This window comes from Paraburkholderia phymatum, assembly GCF_040965635.1.
In the GTDB taxonomy this organism is placed as follows: Bacteria; Pseudomonadota; Gammaproteobacteria; order Burkholderiales; family Burkholderiaceae; genus Paraburkholderia; species Paraburkholderia phymatum_B.
This window is the reverse complement of record NZ_JBFRCH010000014.1, coordinates 31694-49399: the sequence shown is the minus strand read 5'-3', so window position 1 is coordinate 49399 and position 17706 is coordinate 31694. Positions and strand designations below refer to the sequence as shown.

The 17706-nt window shown below is 64.7% G+C and carries 12 protein-coding genes; 2 read left to right on the top strand and 10 right to left on the bottom strand.

The window, feature by feature from the left end:
• Positions 1-93 precede the first annotated feature (93 nt).
• Complete coding sequence (locus tag AB4Y32_RS22785) at positions 94-1047, top strand: LysR family transcriptional regulator (protein ID WP_368723520.1); 954 nt, start codon at positions 94-96, stop codon at positions 1045-1047.
• A gap of 40 nt (positions 1048-1087) precedes the next feature.
• On the opposite strand, the gene AB4Y32_RS22780 is transcribed toward AB4Y32_RS22785, so the two are convergent.
• From AB4Y32_RS22780 to AB4Y32_RS22735, 10 genes are all read right to left on the bottom strand, one after another.
• Positions 1088-2590, bottom strand: a complete 1503-nt coding sequence (locus AB4Y32_RS22780; protein WP_368723519.1) for an MDR family MFS transporter — start codon at positions 2588-2590, stop codon at positions 1088-1090.
• 196 nt (positions 2591-2786) lie between these two features.
• Positions 2787-5021 (bottom strand): DEAD/DEAH box helicase, encoded by a 2235-nt coding sequence (locus tag AB4Y32_RS22775; RefSeq protein WP_368723518.1) that lies wholly within the window; start codon positions 5019-5021, stop codon positions 2787-2789.
• Positions 4993-6303, bottom strand: a complete 1311-nt coding sequence (locus AB4Y32_RS22770; RefSeq protein ID WP_368723517.1) for an ATP-binding protein — start codon at positions 6301-6303, stop codon at positions 4993-4995. The genes AB4Y32_RS22775 and AB4Y32_RS22770 overlap by 29 nt, the downstream gene beginning before the upstream one ends.
• Complete coding sequence (locus AB4Y32_RS22765; RefSeq protein WP_368723516.1) at positions 6300-8666, bottom strand: TerB N-terminal domain-containing protein; 2367 nt, start codon at positions 8664-8666, stop codon at positions 6300-6302. The genes AB4Y32_RS22770 and AB4Y32_RS22765 overlap by 4 nt, the downstream gene beginning before the upstream one ends.
• Before the next feature lie 663 nt (positions 8667-9329).
• Entirely contained in the window at positions 9330-10373 is a 1044-nt protein-coding gene (rarD, locus tag AB4Y32_RS22760; protein WP_368723515.1) for an EamA family transporter RarD, read from the bottom strand.
• Positions 10370-11629 carry an aminotransferase class III-fold pyridoxal phosphate-dependent enzyme gene (locus AB4Y32_RS22755; RefSeq protein WP_368723514.1) on the bottom strand — a complete coding sequence of 420 codons (1260 nt, stop codon included), beginning with the start codon at positions 11627-11629 and terminating at the stop codon, positions 10370-10372. Before AB4Y32_RS22755 ends, rarD begins: the two co-directional genes overlap by 4 nt.
• Positions 11619-13139, bottom strand: coding sequence for an iron-containing redox enzyme family protein (locus AB4Y32_RS22750; RefSeq protein WP_368723513.1), 1521 nt, complete (start codon positions 13137-13139; stop codon positions 11619-11621). The genes AB4Y32_RS22755 and AB4Y32_RS22750 overlap by 11 nt, the downstream gene beginning before the upstream one ends.
• Before the next feature lie 8 nt (positions 13140-13147).
• The gene (locus tag AB4Y32_RS22745) at positions 13148-14143 is read right to left on the bottom strand and encodes an iron-containing redox enzyme family protein (protein WP_368723512.1); all 996 of its coding nucleotides are present in this window, start codon (positions 14141-14143) and stop codon (positions 13148-13150) included.
• Entirely contained in the window at positions 14143-15132 is a 990-nt protein-coding gene (locus tag AB4Y32_RS22740) for an iron-containing redox enzyme family protein (protein ID WP_368723511.1), read from the bottom strand. Before AB4Y32_RS22740 ends, AB4Y32_RS22745 begins: the two co-directional genes overlap by 1 nt.
• 46 nt (positions 15133-15178) lie before the next feature.
• Positions 15179-15325 carry a hypothetical protein gene (locus AB4Y32_RS22735; RefSeq protein WP_368723510.1) on the bottom strand — a complete coding sequence of 49 codons (147 nt, stop codon included), beginning with the start codon at positions 15323-15325 and terminating at the stop codon, positions 15179-15181.
• A 773-nt stretch (positions 15326-16098) separates the two neighbouring features.
• On the opposite strand from AB4Y32_RS22735, the gene AB4Y32_RS22730 reads away from it, so the two are divergent.
• Positions 16099-17505: a PLP-dependent aminotransferase family protein gene (locus AB4Y32_RS22730; protein WP_368723509.1), complete on the top strand. Its 1407-nt coding sequence runs from the start codon at positions 16099-16101 to the stop codon at positions 17503-17505.
• Positions 17506-17706: the final 201 nt, after the last annotated feature.

The window sequence follows — 17706 nt, the reverse complement described above, 5'->3', positions numbered from 1 at the left end:
TCTCCTTGAAGAGCCGCCACTATTGCGTTTCCGCGAGCCGCTGACAAACGATGATAAATTGGCCGATACCCCAGAAAATCTTATGACTCGATCATGCGACCGTATCTGCCTCTGAATGCGCTGCGCGCCTTCGAATCGTCGGCCCGGCACCTGAGCTTCACGCGCGCCGCGCTCGAACTGAACGTCACGCAGGCGGCCGTCAGCCAGCAGGTCAGGATGCTCGAGGAACGGCTCGGTGCGACGCTCTTCAAGCGCCTGCCGCGCGGGCTCGCGATCACGGATGAAGGACTCGCGCTGCGCCCCGTGCTCAGCGATGCGTTCGACCGCATCGAGGCCGTGCTGCGCCAGTTCGAAGGCGGCCATTTTCACGAGGTGCTGACGGTCGGCGCGGTCGGGACGTTTGCAGTGGGATGGCTGATGCCGCGCCTGAAGTCGTTTCATGACGCGCATCCGTTCGGCGAGCTGCGGATGATGACGAACAATAATCTCGTCGATCTCGCCGCTGAAGGTCTCGACTTCGCGATCCGCTTCGGCGACGGCACCTGGCCCGGGTCGCGCGCGCTCAAGCTGTTCGACGCGCCGCTATCGGTGCTGTGCGCGCCCGAAATCGCGCAACGGTTGCGCGCGCCCGCCGATCTCGCCGGCGAAAAGCTATTGCGCTCGTATCGCGCCGACGACTGGTCGAGCTGGTTCGCTGCGGCGGGCCTTGCGCCGCGTCCCGTGCGCGGGCCGGTGTTCGATTCGTCGCGGCTGATGGTCGAGGCGGCGATGCAAGGCGCGGGTGTCGCGCTCGCGCCGCCGTCGATGTTCGAGCGAGATCTGTCGATGGGCCGTCTCGTGCGTCCATTCGACATCGACGTGCACGCGGGCAGCTATTGGCTCACGTGGCAAAAAGGCAAGCCGGCGACGCCCGCGATGCGCGCGTTCAATCAATGGATCGTGCAGGCATCGGGCGAAACGAGCCGGCCGCCTGAAGAAGGCTTCGTGCAGATGGCAGCACCGCTCGATGCCGCCGGGCAAAAGCCTCGTTCCAGCGATGCGCCGTGACGACGCGTGCCGCGAGCCCACGAAGCACGGCCAAAGAGAATCACATCTCCGTCAGATGCGCAGCCGCCGACGTTTCGCGCGGCTGTCCACCGAGCTTGATGGGTGGCACCACCATCACCGACAGAACCGCGCCGATGCAGATCACGAAGATCGACAGAAACGTCAGATGCAGCGAGTGATGCAGCGCCGAGCGCACGAGCTGGTTGCCCGCGAGTGCCGCCTGCGCCGCGCCGGGCGTTGCGTCGAGCAACGAGCGCAACTGGTCGGACGTGATCGACACGCCCTTGAAATGGCTCAGCCCGAAATTCAGCACCGCGCCGAAAATGGCCGCGCCGAGCGTGCTGCCCAGATTGCGCGCGAACAGGTTCGACGCCGTCGCCGAGCCGCGTTGAAGCGGTTGCACGATCTCCTGGATCAGCATCAGCGAGCTGACGCTCACCATCCCCATCCCAAGGCCCATCACGAGCGAGCCGACGCCTGCCAGCACCGGCGAGCTTTGCGGATTGAGCACGGCGAACGCGATCGCGCCGAGCGGCAGGAAGAAGCTGCCGCCGACCAGCGTGCGCCGCAGCCCGAGCCGATGAAACGCCTTCGCGGCGAAGGTCGCGCCCGATGGCCAGCCGACCATCATCATCGTCAGCGCGAGGCCCGCGACGACGGGCGACTGGTTCAACACTCCCTGCACATACATCGGCAGGAACGTCGTGAGCCCCATCAGCGCCATGCCCGACAAAACGGTCGCGGCATTGCACGCGGCGATGGGACGGTGGCTCCACAACGCGAACGAGATCATCGGTTCGGGCACGCGCCGCTCGTGCCATACGAAGAGCGCTGTGCTCACGACGAAGAGTGCCACTTCGAGTAGCGCGCGGCCGTCGTTTTCCGAGCCGGCGTCGGTGAGCGCCATCATCAGCGCGCCGATCGCGACGGTGAAGAGCAACGCGCCCGGCATGTCGATCGACGGACGCTGATGGCGCTTCTCTTCATGCAGGTACGAGAAGAAGCCGTACGCGGCGAGAATGCCGATCGGCACGTTGATCCAGAAGATCCACGACCACGACAGATCGCGGATCAGCAGACCGCCCGCCATCGGTCCGACCACGGCCGAGATCGCCCATACGCTCGCGAGATAGCCCTGGATCTTGCCGCGTTCGCGCGCCGGATACAGATCGCCGACGATGGTCAGCGTCACGGGCTGGATCGCGCCCGCGCCGAGGCCCTGGATCAGGCGGAACACGATCATCGCGGGCATCGACCATGCGAAGCCCGCGCCGAGCGAGCCAATCAGGAAGATCGCGATGCCCACGAGCACGGTCGGCTTGCGGCCGTACAGATCAGCGAGCTTGCCGAACACGACGGTCATCGCCGTCTGCGCGAGCAGGAACGACGAGAAGACCCAGCTATAGAGACGCAGTCCGCCGAGTTGCGTGACGATCTGAGGCATAGCCGTCGATACGATGGTGGCTTCGATGGCCACCATCGCCATCGACGCCATCACGGACGCGATGACGAGGGGACGCCTCGTCTGAGGATGGTTCGACATGGGGGGTGATGATGTGGGGTGCGCCGCGCACGGCCGAAACCCGCTAAAACGCGGGTTCTGCACGAGCCATACGGTGCGGGCAAAGAAAAGTATGCTACCGCTTAATTCAGTTTCTTGCACTTGGTTGTGCGTGCATCCATGCGTTCTTGCTTGTGTTCTTGCTTGCGTTCCTGGTTGCGCGCGTGCGTCGCGAGGGTCATGAACACACCGCCGCGAGCCGACGCGCCAACGCCTGCGCGCCCTGCATGTCGAGGCGCAGCGACGCATACGCGCTGCGCTTCACATCGTCGGGCAAGGTCCAGTCCCATTTCTCGTTGTCGATGTTGCCGATCGCGCGCAATGCGTCGCGGGTCTGCGCGGGCGTCAGCGCGGCGATGCGTTGCAGCGCGTCCTTCACCGAATCCGCGCCCGATGTGCGCACGCTGACTGTCGGACCCTGGTTCCATGCGTCGAGCCCTTCCGCGCGCAACAGCACGACGAGCGCATCGTTGATCCAGTCGCCGGACCATGTCGCGAGTATCGTGCTGCCGCCGTGCGTGAACACCGCGCGCGAGGCGAGTTCGTTCGACGCGAAAAAGCGCCGCGCCTCTTCGAGCAGTTCGCGGCCCGTTGCATCGACGAACACGACGGGCTCTCCATCGTTCAGCACGTTGAACATCTCGCGCCGCACTTCGTCGTGCACGAGCGAGCCGCCACCGTCGAACACGGGCGGCACGCCGCCCTGGTCCGGCTTCACGTAGACGGTCTTCTTGCCCGCGTCGACTTCCTGCACGCGCCAGCGCTGCCCGCCGAACACGATGCCCTGGCCCGCCGTCAACGGCCTCGACACGGGCAGCGAGCCCAGCACCTTCGCGCCGGCGATGATGCGGAACTCGTCGTCGGTCGCGAACGACGCATAGAACTCATAGTGATTGACGAGCCGCTCGCCCGCCACGCCGTGCAGCAGCAAGCCGCCCGCTTCCTGCACGAGCAGATCCTTCGTGCCGAGGCTGCGCAGGATGGCCGCAAACGTCGCCTTGTCGATCGCGCCGAACGGGCCGCTCGCGACCAGCGTGTCCCACAGTTCGCCCGCAGTTGCGCCGCCCCGTTCGGCGATGATCGACAGAACCTGCTGCACGAGCGTCGACGGATGCATGCCGCCCGCGCGCGGCGGCTCGAACCAGCCGCGCAACAGCAGATTCACCATTGCCACCGATTGCACGAGGCTTTCGCGCAGCCGGTCCGACAGATCGGCGTCGCTGTGCAGTTCCGCCTCGACGCAATAGCAGCGCAGAATGGCCGCTTCGCCCTTGCGGCGCCCTGAGCGTCCGAGCCGCTGCCGCAAGCTCGCGACTGACGGCGGCGCGCCCACCTGCACGACGCTCTTCACCGCGCCGATGTCGATGCCGAGTTCGAGCGTCGTGGTGCACACAGCACTCGCGGGCCGGTCGCCCGCTTTCAGCGCCTGTTCCGTCTGCTCGCGCAATTCCTTCGACAGGCTGCCGTGATGCGGCCAGAACTCGTTCGGATGGCCGTCGCGTTCGCATGCGCGGCGCAACAGGTCGGCGTATAGCTCGACCTGCCGGCGGCTGTTCGGAAAGATCAGATTGTTCGAGCCGCGCAGCGCCTTATACATGTGATTCGCGACTTCGACGGTGCTGCCGGGCACGACGTCTTCGAGACCGGGATTGTCGATATCGGGCTCGAAGTGAATGCGCGGCGGCTTCTCGACATAGCCCTTGATCAGAATCTTCAGTTCCTGGCCCGCGCTGCCCGATTCGATGATGTGCACGTTCTGCGTCGCTCGCGGCCGCAGGAAATCGGCGGCGAGGCGCATATCGCCGAGCGTCGCCGACAGGCCGACGCGCGGCACGCTGCGCGCGCAAACGCGCTCGACACGCCGCATCAGCGACTGCAACTGCATCCCGCGCTCGGAGCCGATGAACGCGTGCAGCTCGTCGACGACCACATAGCGCAGCGCCCCGAACGTCTCCGCCAGCGACGAGCCGCGCGTGACGAACATCGCTTCGAGCGATTCGGGCGTGATCAGCAGCACGCCTGCTGGCTTCTTCAGAAAGCGCCGCTTGCGGCCCGACGATACATCGCCATGCCAGCCGGTGACGGGAATCTCAAGCGCTTCGCACAGATCGTCGAGCCGCGACCACTGATCGTTGATCAGCGCCTTCAGCGGACTGACGTAAAGCACTGAGCCGCTGCACGGCTCGTCGCGCAGCAGGTTCGAAAGAATGGGAAGAAACGCGGCTTCCGTCTTGCCCGCCGCCGTCGCCGCCGCAATGATCACATCGCGATCCGCGTCGATCAGCGCGGGCACCGCGCGTTCCTGCGCGTCGCGCAGTTCCGTCCAGCCTTCGCGCCAGATCCAGCGCCGAATGCGCTCGTCGAGCAGATCGAAGCTGCGCGAATCAGTTGAGCCGGAAGCTGGCGAGCTCATCGTCGCTGTCGGGCGCGGCGTCGTTGACGATGTCGGCCGCGCCGCCCGTGTCGCGCTCGACTTCGAGGCTGCCGATCAGCTCGCGCCAATCCGCCAACGAATTCTGCTCCAGCACGGCGAGAAAATTGATGAACGCGGTGATCGTCGTGCGCGGCGTGCGGAAGTACGCTTCGCCCAGACGCGTCGCGCAGTGCGCCATGAACGCGGGAATCGCCTCCTCGGGCACGAGCGTCTTGCTCGCGTCGCCGAACGCATAGACGAGGCGCAGCTTGTCGAGCAGCACGTAGAAATCTTCCGGCGTGAGCGCGGCGAGACGGATCACGGGGCCGCTGTAGTCGACGAGCCCGTTCGTCGCGAACGCGTTTTCCGCGAGGCGCGATTGCAGCGCCGCGTAGCTGTACAGACCGCGGCGCGTATCGAGCAGAAACTCCGGCGTGCCGCCGAGCACGAAGCCGAGGCCCTCCGCCGTGCCTTGCAGCGAATCGTTCAGGATGCGCAGAAGCTGTTCGTAGTTCGCGTTGCGCGCCTGGAGATTCGCGAGCTTGTATAGGTTCACCATTTCGTCGAGGCACACCATCAGGCCGCTGTAGCCCGCGAGCCGCACGAAACGGCCGAGCAGCTTCAACTGGTCGTACATGTTCGCGTCGTCGACGATCGTGCGCACGCCGAGCGCCTGGCGCGCGTCGGTACGGGTCGAGAACTCGCCGCGCAGCCAGCGCACGGCATCGCTCTTCAGCTTCTCGTTGCCTTCGTCGAATCCCCGGCAATACGCGGCGATCACGTCGGCGAAATCGTAGCCGTTGACCATCTCCGTCAACTGCGAGAGCTGCGCGCGGATCACTTCGTCGCTGGTGCGGCCCGTCGCCTTCGCTTCCGTCTTCGCCTGGCCGATGAACTTCTCGACCACGCCGGAAAGCGCGCCGCCTTCGGGCTTCGTGCGCGTCGCCATGTTCTTCACGAGCTCCGCGTACAGCGAGCGCGCCTGGCCGCCCGACGCATGCAGACGCCGGTCCGGGTTCAGATCGCCGTGAACGGTGACGAGCTTTTTTTCGAGCGCGATCGCGCGCACGAGGTTCAGGAAAAACGTCTTGCCCGCGCCGTATTCGCCGACGACGATGCGAAACGCCGAGCCGCCGTCCGCGACGCGTTCGACGTCCTTCAGCAGCGCTTCGAGTTCGCGCGCGCGGCCGACCTGGATCAGATGCTGCCCGATGCGCGGCACGACGCCGGCGCGCAGGGATTGCAGGACCGCGTCGCGGTCCCTGGGGCGAATCGTTGTCATGCAGCCAACCTTTGTGCGACTTCCTGATTGATTTCGACGGGATCATCCCCGTCCGTGAGCGGCTCGTCCCAATGATCGAGCGACGCCTCGTTTACCTGTTCGATCGCGCCGTCCAGCATCAGTTCGAGATGCGACGCGGCGGCGGCAAGTTCGGCGCGCGTCCACGACGCGCGCGTCACGAGCAGGCGCAGGAAGGACGAGTGCGCGTCGTCGAGGCCGAGGAGCCGGGCTCGCGTTTCATCGTCAGTGTGCGTTGCTTCAGATGTCGATGCGTCAGACGTTTGCTGCACATCGGGCGCGGACGTTGCATGTTCGGCGAGCATTTCGCGTTCCTCGTCGCGGACAGTTGCCTGCGCGTTCGCTTCGACGTGCGCGGGCGGCGGCGCTTCCATAGGGTGGCTGTGCGCCGCACCCGCCGCTCCATGCGCCTCTTCGACGAATACGTCCGCCAGCATCGCGGACACGCGCACCGTTTCCTCCTTCAGCGCGGCGATGCGCGTCGCGTCGAGCGCGAAAGCCGGCTTTGGCGCGGCGTGATTCTGCGTATCGGCGTGCCTTTGCGTATCGGCGTGCTTGTGCGCCCTCGCGTTCGCGCCCGCCGCCGATGCCGGCGCGCCGCTCGCGTGCTGGTGCAAATCCGTATAAAGACGCTGCGGATCGATACCGAGCACCCGGTACACCTTTTCCAGCAGCCTCACTTCGTCGCGCGACACGACGCCGTCCGCGTTCGCCGTATGCACCAGAAACGATGCGATCGTCGCCTTCACGTCCAGCGACAGCGGCTGCAGCTTCTTCTTCAGCCCAGCGGCGGCCGTCGGTTGCGCAAGTTGCACGAGATTACGCGCTTTCAGCCGCACGCGCTGCTGCGCTGACAGATGCGGCCACTGCTCGATCTGCCACTCGATCACGGCCGTTTCGCGCTGAGTCGCATCGCCGTCCGCGCGCGCCACCGTCGCGGCCAGATCGACGATGATCGTCGCAACGTCGTATGCGTCGTCGGTATGCAACGGGGCCGCGTCGGGCTCCATCGCGAACAGCGCGACGGCATCCGCCGGCTTCGGCGTGCGCGCACCCAGGCGCACGTCGGGTTCGACGGCGATGCCCGCCTCCGCCAGCGACGTCGTGAACACGACGGCCTTGTCGCGCGTCATCTTGCCGCCCGATCTGAAGCGCGCGAGCACCGCGCCGAACGTGCTGACAAGCGTCTCGTGCGCGACGTCGGCGGCGAGCGCGTCTATCGCATCGTGCGTCGCTTGCGGCCACATGTTCGCGGGCAGCATCAGCGTCGCTTCGAGCGTGCCCTGCGCTTCCGGATAGCGGCCGAGATAACGGCTGTACGCGTCAAGCGCCGCAGCGCTCTCGTGCATCAGCAATTGCAGCTTGTTGCGCGTGCCGTTGACGGCCGCGATATCGGGCAACCCGACCAGAAAGCCCGGCACGGGCACGCTCTTCAGCGCGCGGAACGACGGCTGCGGCGACGCGTCAAGCTTCGTCCGGTTGGCGGGCAGGATCATGCCGTCGCCGAAGCGCTCGCGATACTGGCGCATGAACACGCGGTCGAATTCCTCGGGACAGCGCGCGACGGCCGTGCGCCGCACCATCATCGGATCGAGCTTGACCCACGCAAGCGCCCAGTCCGCCGGCAGCGGATACTGGTCGAGCGCCGCCTGGCCGAACGCGACGCGCACGTTCAGCGGCACCTGATAACCCGTCGCCAGCCCATCCGGAGCAGGCTGACGATACATCCGCGTATGACGCGACGCGATCAGCGACAGCGCATCGAGCAGACCGCGCACGTGCTTTTGCCATGCGTAGTTCGCGTCGAGATTCAGCAGGCGGCGCAATTCTTTCGCGATCGCGTTGAATTCGTCGCCGCTCACCTTGCCCGCCGCGCCGTCGACGAGCACGCGCCGCTCCAGCCCATACAGGTAGAAGAACAGATAGCCGGTGTGGATATCGGATTTCCTGCGATCGGATGCGAGCCACTCGACGTACGTGCGACGCTGCGCCGGCGTAAGCCCGCCGTAACTGAGCGCGGCGCTGCCGAGGCTCTCGGTCGGGTCCGCGCCCTCGCGAGCGAGATCGAAGCGCGTGTCGATCACGCATGCTTCGATCGAATCGGCGTGCGAGCGCTGCACGTCGCCTGTGTAGAAAAAGCCTCCCTCGACCGCGATGCCGCCGATCTCCACGCTTTCGCCGGGCGCGACCCAGCGCGCGGACGAGCGTACGGACGAATGCACGGACGAACGCGTAGGCCGCACGCCGCCGGGCGCGGGCCGGATGCGGTAGGCGTCGGCGGGCGCGCCGGATTCCGTCACCGATGCGAACGGCTCGTCGTCGCATGAGCCGGGAGAACTTGTCATGAAATAGCCTGGCTCAGCGCGAGCCTTGTGATATCCGGATGAAAACTGCGACGCGAAACGTGACGCCAGAGACGCCAGCGACGCGGTGAAAGACTCGAGCGGTTCGCGGGCACGGCTTGCAGGGGCACGCGGCGCGGCGCGCGACGTGTTCTTCGATGCAAGCCTGAGTGGGAACCAACGATAGCCGGCCAAAAGGACCAACGCCAGAACGATCAGATGGACGATCCGCACATGGCCATCCGACGCAAGAACGGCAAGCCCGAACAGCACGCCCATGACGACAGCTGCGCCCCTCCCGATACTGCTTCGCCCGCGGCTCATTGTTCTCCCGTCCGCCGCCGGCAGCCGTCGCCGCCGCGGTCGCGACCTGTTTTAAGGGTTGATTATATTATCTTTTCCAGGATCGATCAGACGCCGCTCAACGCCTGCTTGCGACGCGCGGCGCGGGAGCGCATCACGAATTCGCGACATCGACGACGAGCATCCGATGACCAGCCGCTTGCGTGCGGCAGCACATGGCAAGCTCATACCCAATTCGCATATTTTCGGGGTTTGTTTCGCGAACTGGAGTAGACTGGCGCTGTGTTGACCGCGCCGTACACGCGGACAGGTCCGATACCGTCGAGCCCACTTTTGCACCGTATCAGGCGCTCCGCTCACCCGTCATGCGTCGGACTTTTCACACCGTCTCTCAGGTTCTGGACGGCCCTCGGAATGCCAGAACCTATTCACGCCAGCGGAAGCTGGCGTCTTTTTGTGGGCAGCGAGAAAGGACACGTTCTGCGCCGCCGTCCCTGCCCCTTGACCGACCTCCGCCGACGCGACGGGACGACGCCGCGCCGTCGCGTACGTCGCCAGCGCAAGCCCGCACCAGATCAGCCCGTAGCCCGTCAGATCGACAGTTGTCAGCCGTTCGTGGAAAACCGTGAGCGCGAGGATGAAGGTCACAGTCGGCGTCACGTATTGCATCACGGCCGACTCGGTCAGCGAGACGAGCGGCATTGCATATGCGTAGAGTGAGAGCGGCACGACCGTCAGCGGGCCCGCGAGCATCATCAGCACCGCCGCGCCCGCGCCAAACGACGTGAACGCGAGCGCATGATTCGACGACAGGAACGCAAAGTAGCCGAGCGCGAACGGCATCATCACAACGGTCTCGCGCCAGGTGCTGACGATTGCGTTCTTCGTCGGCCACACCTTGCGAGCCAGGCCGAGCAGCGAGAACGTCACGGTGAGCATCACGGCGAATGCGGGCACGCCGCCGTGCGCGTAGCACTGCACGACCGTGCCGGCCAGTCCGAGCGCGAGCGCCGCCGCTTTCAGACCATTAAGCCGCTCGTTCAGAAATACGATGCCCAGCGCTGCCGATAGCAGCGGGTTCAGGAAATAGCCGAGACTCGCCTGCAACGCATTGCCCGTCACCGACGCGAGGATATACACGACCCAGTTCGCCGACAGCAGCACGGCGGGCAGCAGCGCGAGCGCGAACGAGCGCCAGCCGCCCATCTGCCGCCTCAGCGCGGGCCTGAGCCCGATCACGACCGACAGCACCGCGAACGACCAGAACACGCGATGCGCGAGCATCTCCGGCGCGCTCACTTCCTTCAGATGCCAGTAGTACAGCGGCATCAGGCCCCACCAGCACAGCGCCACGAGCAGCGCAGGGTAGCCAGCGCCTTCCTTGTGCTTCTGAATGTGTGCGTTCATTTCTGTAGCGCCTCGTCGAGTCGGTCCATCAGAAGTTCCACTTCGTCCACGCCGAAGATCAGCGGCGGTGACAGGCGCAGCGAACCCAACGAACTCGGCGACGCGTAATTCGGCATCGCCAGCACGCCGGCGTCGATCAGCGCGAGCCATACGTCGGCCATGTTGATGTCGCACTGCGCGTCGGGCGCGAGACTCAGCGCGAGTCCCTTGCCGCGCAGCGTCAGACGCCCATCGAAGCGATCGGCGATGCGTCGTTCGATCAGCGCGCCCATCGCCGCCGCGTTATCGACGAGCCGCCCGCTTTCGACGAGATCCAGCACGATCAGCCCGCACTGCATCGCGAGCCGGTTGCCGCCGAACGTCGAGCCCTGCACTTTCGCCTTGCCGGGCGCGCCGAACACGGCGTCGAAGTCGCCGTCGTTCATCAGCACGGCGGACAGCGGCACGAGCCCGCCCGTCAGTCCCTTCGATACGACGATCATGTCGGGCGCTTTAGCCGCATCGCTCATGCCGATCGCGTCGATGCCGAACCAGGCGCCCGCGCGCCCGAGCCCGCAGTACACCTCGTCGGCGATCAGCTTCGTGCCCGTCGAACGGCACAGCGCGGCGAGCCGCGCCGATGTTTCCGCTGTCCAGTGCTGCGCCGCCGACGAGCCCGCCACTGGCTCGAACACCACGGCCGCGATCTTGCGGCTCGCCAGCATGTCTTCGAGCGCAGCGAAGTTGTCGGCGTCGACGTGATGCACGTTGCCCGGCTTCCAGGGCAACGCGTCCGTCCAGAACGGATTGCCCGTCATGAACGACGCGAACATCGACAGCCCATGAAACGAATCGCGAAACGCGACGACGTCGCTGCGGCCCGTGCTCGTCATCGCGAACTTCACGGCGCTTTCCACGGCTTCCGCGCCCGTGGTGGCAAAGAACACTTTCTGAAAGCGCCTGCCGCTCAGTGCGAGCAGCCTGTCGGCGAGCGCGAGTTGAGATTCGGCGCATTCGAAAGGAAACACGTTCACCGACGTTCGCTGCAACGCATCGGTGAAGCGCGCGCTCAGCGTCGCATGCGCGTGACCCAGATTCGCCGTGCCGAAGCCCGCGAGACAATCGAGCAGCACGCGTCCGTCGGCCGTCTCGATGTAGCAGCCGTCGCCGCGCGCGCCCGTCATGTCGAGGCCCAGTTCGTCGAGAAACTTCTCCCAGTACGGATTGACGGAAGCGAAGCGCGATGGCGCACAGCCCGGCTCGCGATCAGACTTCAAGCGACCTCCTGCCTTCGTGGAGCCCATGAAACTGGAGTTGCGTCTGACCGCCATAGAAGTACGCGACCGATTCCAGTTGCCGCATGTTCACTTCGAGCATGAATAGCGCCGCTTCGAGGCTGTAGCGCTGCTCGGCCGCCGTCACGTGCGGAACGTCGGCGAGGAAGAGCCGCGACAGGCTCGGATGATTCAACTCGTCGTTCGCCTCGCCGTGCTTCGCGACGATGTCGCCCGCGTGCAGCGCGTTTTCGACGAGCGCGGCGATGTGCGCATGAACCGGGCTGTGCTGGTCGCGCAAGCCTTCCGTGACCATGATCGACGCGAAGAACGCCGTGGGCATCCGATGCGCGAGCACCGTGTACGCGTCGATATAGAGCGCCGTCAGCGGCAGTGGCACCGATGCGCGCACATCGGTTTCGTTCATGCCGAGCGCGGCACAGGTGGCAAGCTCGAAGGCTTCGTGGCCGTACTCCTCTTGAAAGTACTGGAAAAGCCGCGCGCGCAGATTACGTTGCAGACGCCTCGACAGCAGCGGCCCGAGTATCTCGACGAAGCGGTCCGTCACGTGATACTGCTCGATGTACAGCCCCTTCACGAGCGGCGTGATCTCTTCGCAAGCGAGCGCCGCCGACGCATACGCATTGCTGCCGAGCTGATCGAGCGCCTTGATCAGCAGACGCTCCGCGCGTGCCGCAAGCGTGAGGCCGCTGCACGCGTCTTCGAAGCGCGCGGTATCGACGGACGTCATGCGTCTGCCGACGCGCAGCGGCGCAAGCTCGACGAAATGCGCGAACGACAGCAGATACATTTCGAGGTCCACGGGATCGAGCGAAGCGACGCTGCGGAAGCTCTCCAGCGCGGCGTCTTTCTGGCAGCGCGATCTGGCCGTCGCGTGTGCGGGAAACCAGCAGACGTGCCGGAATACTTCTGCGAGCACGCGCTGCCACGCGATCAGGACTTCGGGCGCGTTCCGGCGCGCGTACGCAAGCTGGAAATGGAGGGCTTGCAGCGCGAAGTTATCCGCGAACGAGCCCGCTGATTTGCCCGAGAACGGAAACGCACCTGGCGGCGCGTCGCGTACGTCGTCATCGTCAGCGAGCATCTCGTGAACGACGGCGAGCGTGTCCTTGTACATCGCAAGCCGCCGCTCGACGACGGCGGCAAGACGCTGCCCGACTTCCGCGCACATCGCGATCGCGCGTTCGGCGCCCGACGTCACGCTGTCGATGCACGAGTCGGTCTCTTCGATCAGCGACAATGCGTCGAGCTGTACTGTGAGCGCGCGGACCCATGCGGGGCACGCGCCGCGATTGAGCTTCGTCCAGATGTCGGACGAAGGCCGCATCAGTTGCGCGACCACGTCGGCCACCTCGTCGCGCGCGACGCCTTCAAACGACAGATCGACGGCATCGTCGCCGACGCCGATCGTCAATACGTCGTCGCCGCCCAACGCGACCTCGCACGGCACCAGCGCCGGCCGTCTGTATCGATCGATATCCCAGCGTTCCATGACCGTGCTCACGCAAAGATGCGCGGCTTCACGACGGGCTGCCTGCCGTAGTAATCGAGAATCTGGTTCTCTTGCAGCACCATCATTTCGATCGCGAGCATTACGTGCTTTTTCACGGTCAGCTGCTCTTCGGGCGACACGGCGTCGATCTCGGCGAGCAGCGTGAGCGAGATGTCGTCGTGATCGAACTCGTCGTTGATTGACGCGTGACGGGCGATCGGGCGCCAGAAGCCTTCCGGGATGCCCGTCTCGCGGCAATAGTCGGCCAGTTCGACATGAAAGCTCACGCCTGGCTGCTCGAATAGGAAAAGCAGCGCCTTGAAGCTCAACGGATGCTGACGCGCGTACACGCCGAGCGACGCGCACAGCGCGAATGTGGTGGGCAGCGGCACCAGATAGTCGAGGTTGTCGGTGCGAATGGAGACGGCATGCAGCGACTGCCGCAGCATCTCGTCGTGATTCAGTTCCGATGCGAGAAAGCCTTGCAGAAGCTTCTGCGCCTTCACGGCTTCGGCGTGGCCGAGCGCGGGCGCAATCAGGCCCGGTGCCTCGCGCACGATGTAGAAGTATTCGAGCGCATAGCCGATCAGCGCGCTGCGCGGCAGCGTCCTGTCGCGCAGACCCTGATAGAAGCGCGACTTCGAATTGCGCTCGATCGATTCGGCGGCGAACTTCCTGAGCCGGTGATAGAACTCCTCGCCCGACAGGCACCCGCTCGGCGCGGGAAACGCGCTCTCCGTGAGCAGCCCGAGCCGGTCAAATTCTTCGATCAAGCCGTCGATCTCGGGCGCGAGATCGGCATGCCGGCGCTTCAGTTCCGCGATCGTCGCGTCGCCCTGCTTCAGCGAATCGGCGAATGCCTGCAACAGGCCCTGCTTGTCCCCGACGACGGAGCACGACTGCTCGCGATAGTCGATCGTCAGGCCATCGTGTTCCTGAACCAGTTGCACGCCGGGACGAAAACGCGGCGCGGAAAAGAGATCCGATGCGGTCGTGGCCTGCATTACGCCTCCTCGTCGACGTCGAGCTTGCGCAACAGCGCCGGGGACGTCGAGTAATGTTCCCAGATGCCCGTATAGAACTGGTCGTACAGTTCGATGAACAGATACGTCTGCGCGCGCATGCGCCGCACGTCCGTTTCCGCGATGGCCGGAATACGCGAAAAGATCTTGCGCGTCAGGCTGCCGTGGCCGCCGTGCAGATTGATATCCGAATGCGCCTTCACGGGCCGGAGCAACGCGGGATCGACGCCGATCCGGTACGCGGCATCGAGAAACGAATCCTGCTTGATGTCCTTCCCTTCGAGAATGCCGAGCGTCGAAAAGAAGAAGAGCGGATCGCTGTGCGCCCAATACGCGAGCGCATTACACAGCGCCATGGTCTGCGGCAGCGGCACGGTGCGCGCGAGGTCTTCGCGCGTGACGCCGAGCGTGGTCAGCGCCTTGAGGAGCAGTTCGTCGTGACCGTACTCTTCCGCATAAAACTCGTTCAGCGCGAGCCGCACGCCCGTATTCGCGACGTACGAAAGAACGGGCGCGTCGAAGTAACTTTCGCGGAACAGGAAATGGTAGTTCTCGACGATCATCCCGTGGATCACGTTGAGCGGTATGTCGTCGCGCATGTTCGCCGATGCGCACTTCTCCCAGAACACGTTCGTGTAGAGCGTGCGGTACAGCAGTTCGTTGGCGAGATCTTCGAGTTCGAGCAACACGTCGAGGCCGCTGCGGGCATGCGCAGGTTTCACCGCGCGCACCAGTTGCAGTTCCTTCAGACGGTCGAATACTTGCTGTTCATACGGCGAGTAGCGCGCCAGCACCTCGTCGGTCTTGATGCCCGAGCGCAACGCGCTGATCAAGGGCGCGGCGTCTTCGCCGTCGGCGGATGCAGGAAACTCGTACTGGTGCTCGTCGTCTTCGATGACGAGCAAAGGCGACGTGCTAAGGCACTTTCCCGCCAGCACGAACGCGTGTGGTTCAAAGATGTCGTCGATCACCACAGCCTCCGTTCGTGGCCGGCACGCGAACGTGCCGGCCCGCTCACTACAGATGGACGGGAATCAACACGGGACGGGCTTTGCGCGGCTTGACCACGACCGTCACCTTCCTGTCGTCCTGCCGGACCGTTTGCGACTTTGCCTGGGACTGCTGTTGCGCTTGAACCTGTTGAACCTGTGTTTGCATCGTCATTTCAACCTCCTTCGGTTAGCTGTTTAAGTCTGCACTGCTTAACAATCTGCCCACTCCAAGTGGCCAGTTCTTCGCACCCGGAGCCGGAAATCCAGAGCCATTTCGCGGGCAGCACCGCCCCGCCGTAGCGGCAAGACGATGAGCGCAACAGGCTTATACATGTGGCCCCGTTCTCCGTCGTGGACCCCGACACCAGAGCGGCTTCTTCGTGTCCGTCCCGGTTCAGTCAGACGTGGTGTGTCTATCAGCGCGATGCCATAACTCGCAGCAAAACGATTGCGGCGCAACGATCGTGGCGAATCGCGCTGTTATCGAATGCGTGCCCGAGTGTCGCACTGTGACCGCAGACTGAACGCTCGACACGCAAAACGGGCGCTCCCGCAATGGGGGAGCGCGCTCAAAGGTCGATTTCAGACTGGTCGATCCGGTCGGAGTCTCGTTAGCGGCCGCCGTTCGATGGTTTCTCTCAGGTTCTGTTCTCTCAGGTTCTGCTGGGCCATGTCGTTTCGCACGGCCTCGGAAGTTCTTTCGATATAGTTCTGCTTTTACCCAGTCACTCAAAGTGTTCGGCCATCTTCGCCGAAGATTGACGGATGCGCCAAATACTAAGCAAGCTATTGATTTAAAGCCTTTTTCAGCCAACAATCTCGGCGAAAGAATGCTGTTCGTCGGACCTATTGTTCCGGTAAACTTCGACGACTGGAATGAACACTTTCGATCAATTTGCGCGAAGTGTTCGGTGAACTTGCACGAACACTTTGAACGGGAGGCGAATGAAAATTACCCTCGACGTCGCAACCTCCACCCCGCTGACGGAGCAGATCGTCGGGCAGGTCGAGGCGTTGATCCTGTCGCGCGAATTGCGCGTCGGCATGCGTCTGCCGTCCATCCGCAAGTTCGCGGCCGAGCACAATATCAGCCGCTTTCCCGTCATCGAGGCGTACGACCGTCTCGCCACGCGCGGCCTGCTCCAGCCGAAGCATGGCTCCGGCTACTACGTCGCCGAGCAGTTCGAAAAAGCGCCGCGCGCCACGCGCGGGCTCGACGCGATCCGCGCGACGCCCGAATCCGATCAGATCCTGCGCCAGTTCGAGCGGCCCGACGAAGTGCTGAATCTGTCGATCGGCTTCATCCCCGAAGCATGGCGCGATGTCGAAGGGATCGCGCAGGCGATCCGCCAGGCGTCGCGCACGGACGCCCGCAGCCTGATCGACTACGCGATTCCGCAAGGCGACCCGCAATTGCGTCTGCAGATCGAACAGCGGCTGGCGTTTGTCGGCGTGGCGGCGGAGCCGCAGAACATCATGGTGACGAACAGCGCGAGCGAGGCGCTCGATCTCGTCGTGCGGATGCTGCTCAAACCCGGCGACACCGTGTTCGTCGAAGATCCCGGCTACTTCAACCTGTTCGGCCTGCTCAAGCTGCAAGGCATCGAGCTGGTCGGCGTGCCGCGTCAGTCGACGGGCCCGGATATCGAAGCCGTCGAAGCGCTGCTGAAAGAGCACCGGCCCAAGCTCTTTTTCCTCAATACCGTCTTTCACAATCCGACGGGCACGAACGTCGCGCCGCACGTCGGCTTCAGACTGCTGCAGCTCGCGCAGGAGCACGACTTCATGATCGCCGAAGACGATGTCTACGCGGATTTCCAGGCCATTCCGACGCAACGTCTCGCGTCGCTCGACCGGCTCACGCGCGTCGTGTACATCGGTGGATTTTCGAAGAGCCTGTCGTCATCGCTGAGGCTCGGCTACATCGCGGCCGAAGCGGGGCTCGTCAAGCATTTCGTCGAAGTGAAAGCGCTGACGAGCCTCGGCGGCACGCGTTTCAGCGAGCGCGTGGTGGCCGCGCTGCTCGAGCGCGGCACCTATCGCAAGCATCTGGAGCGGCTGCGCCGGCGCGTGAACGGCGCGATCTCGACGGCGGTCGAACTGCTCGCGAGCGTCGGCTGGCAGGTGTTCGACGAACCTTGCGGCGGCACGCTCGTGTGGGCGCGCGTGCCCGGCGTGCCTAATTCGGATGTGTTCGTCGCCGAGGCGGCCCGCTCGGGCATCACCGTGCAGCCCGGCAGCTACTACCGGCCGCACGGCGAGCCCACGCCGTGGGTCCGCTTCAACACGGCGTATCTCGACAACGAGCGCGCGATGGGATTTCTGCGGCGCGCGGCGGCGCTGGGCGGATGAACCCGCGCGTAAAAAAAGCCCCGGCCGGACGTGATCGGAGCGGCGCGGGGCTCGACAAAAGCTCGCCTGTTCTCAAGAGGCACTTCGACATTACCCGCATCAAAAAACCGGATCAATCGAAAAAAACCCCGGTCTCCGGGTGCCGGAGACCGGGGGAAGCTCTCTCGCGTGCGAAGGGACCACCGCGCACACGAGTCACTT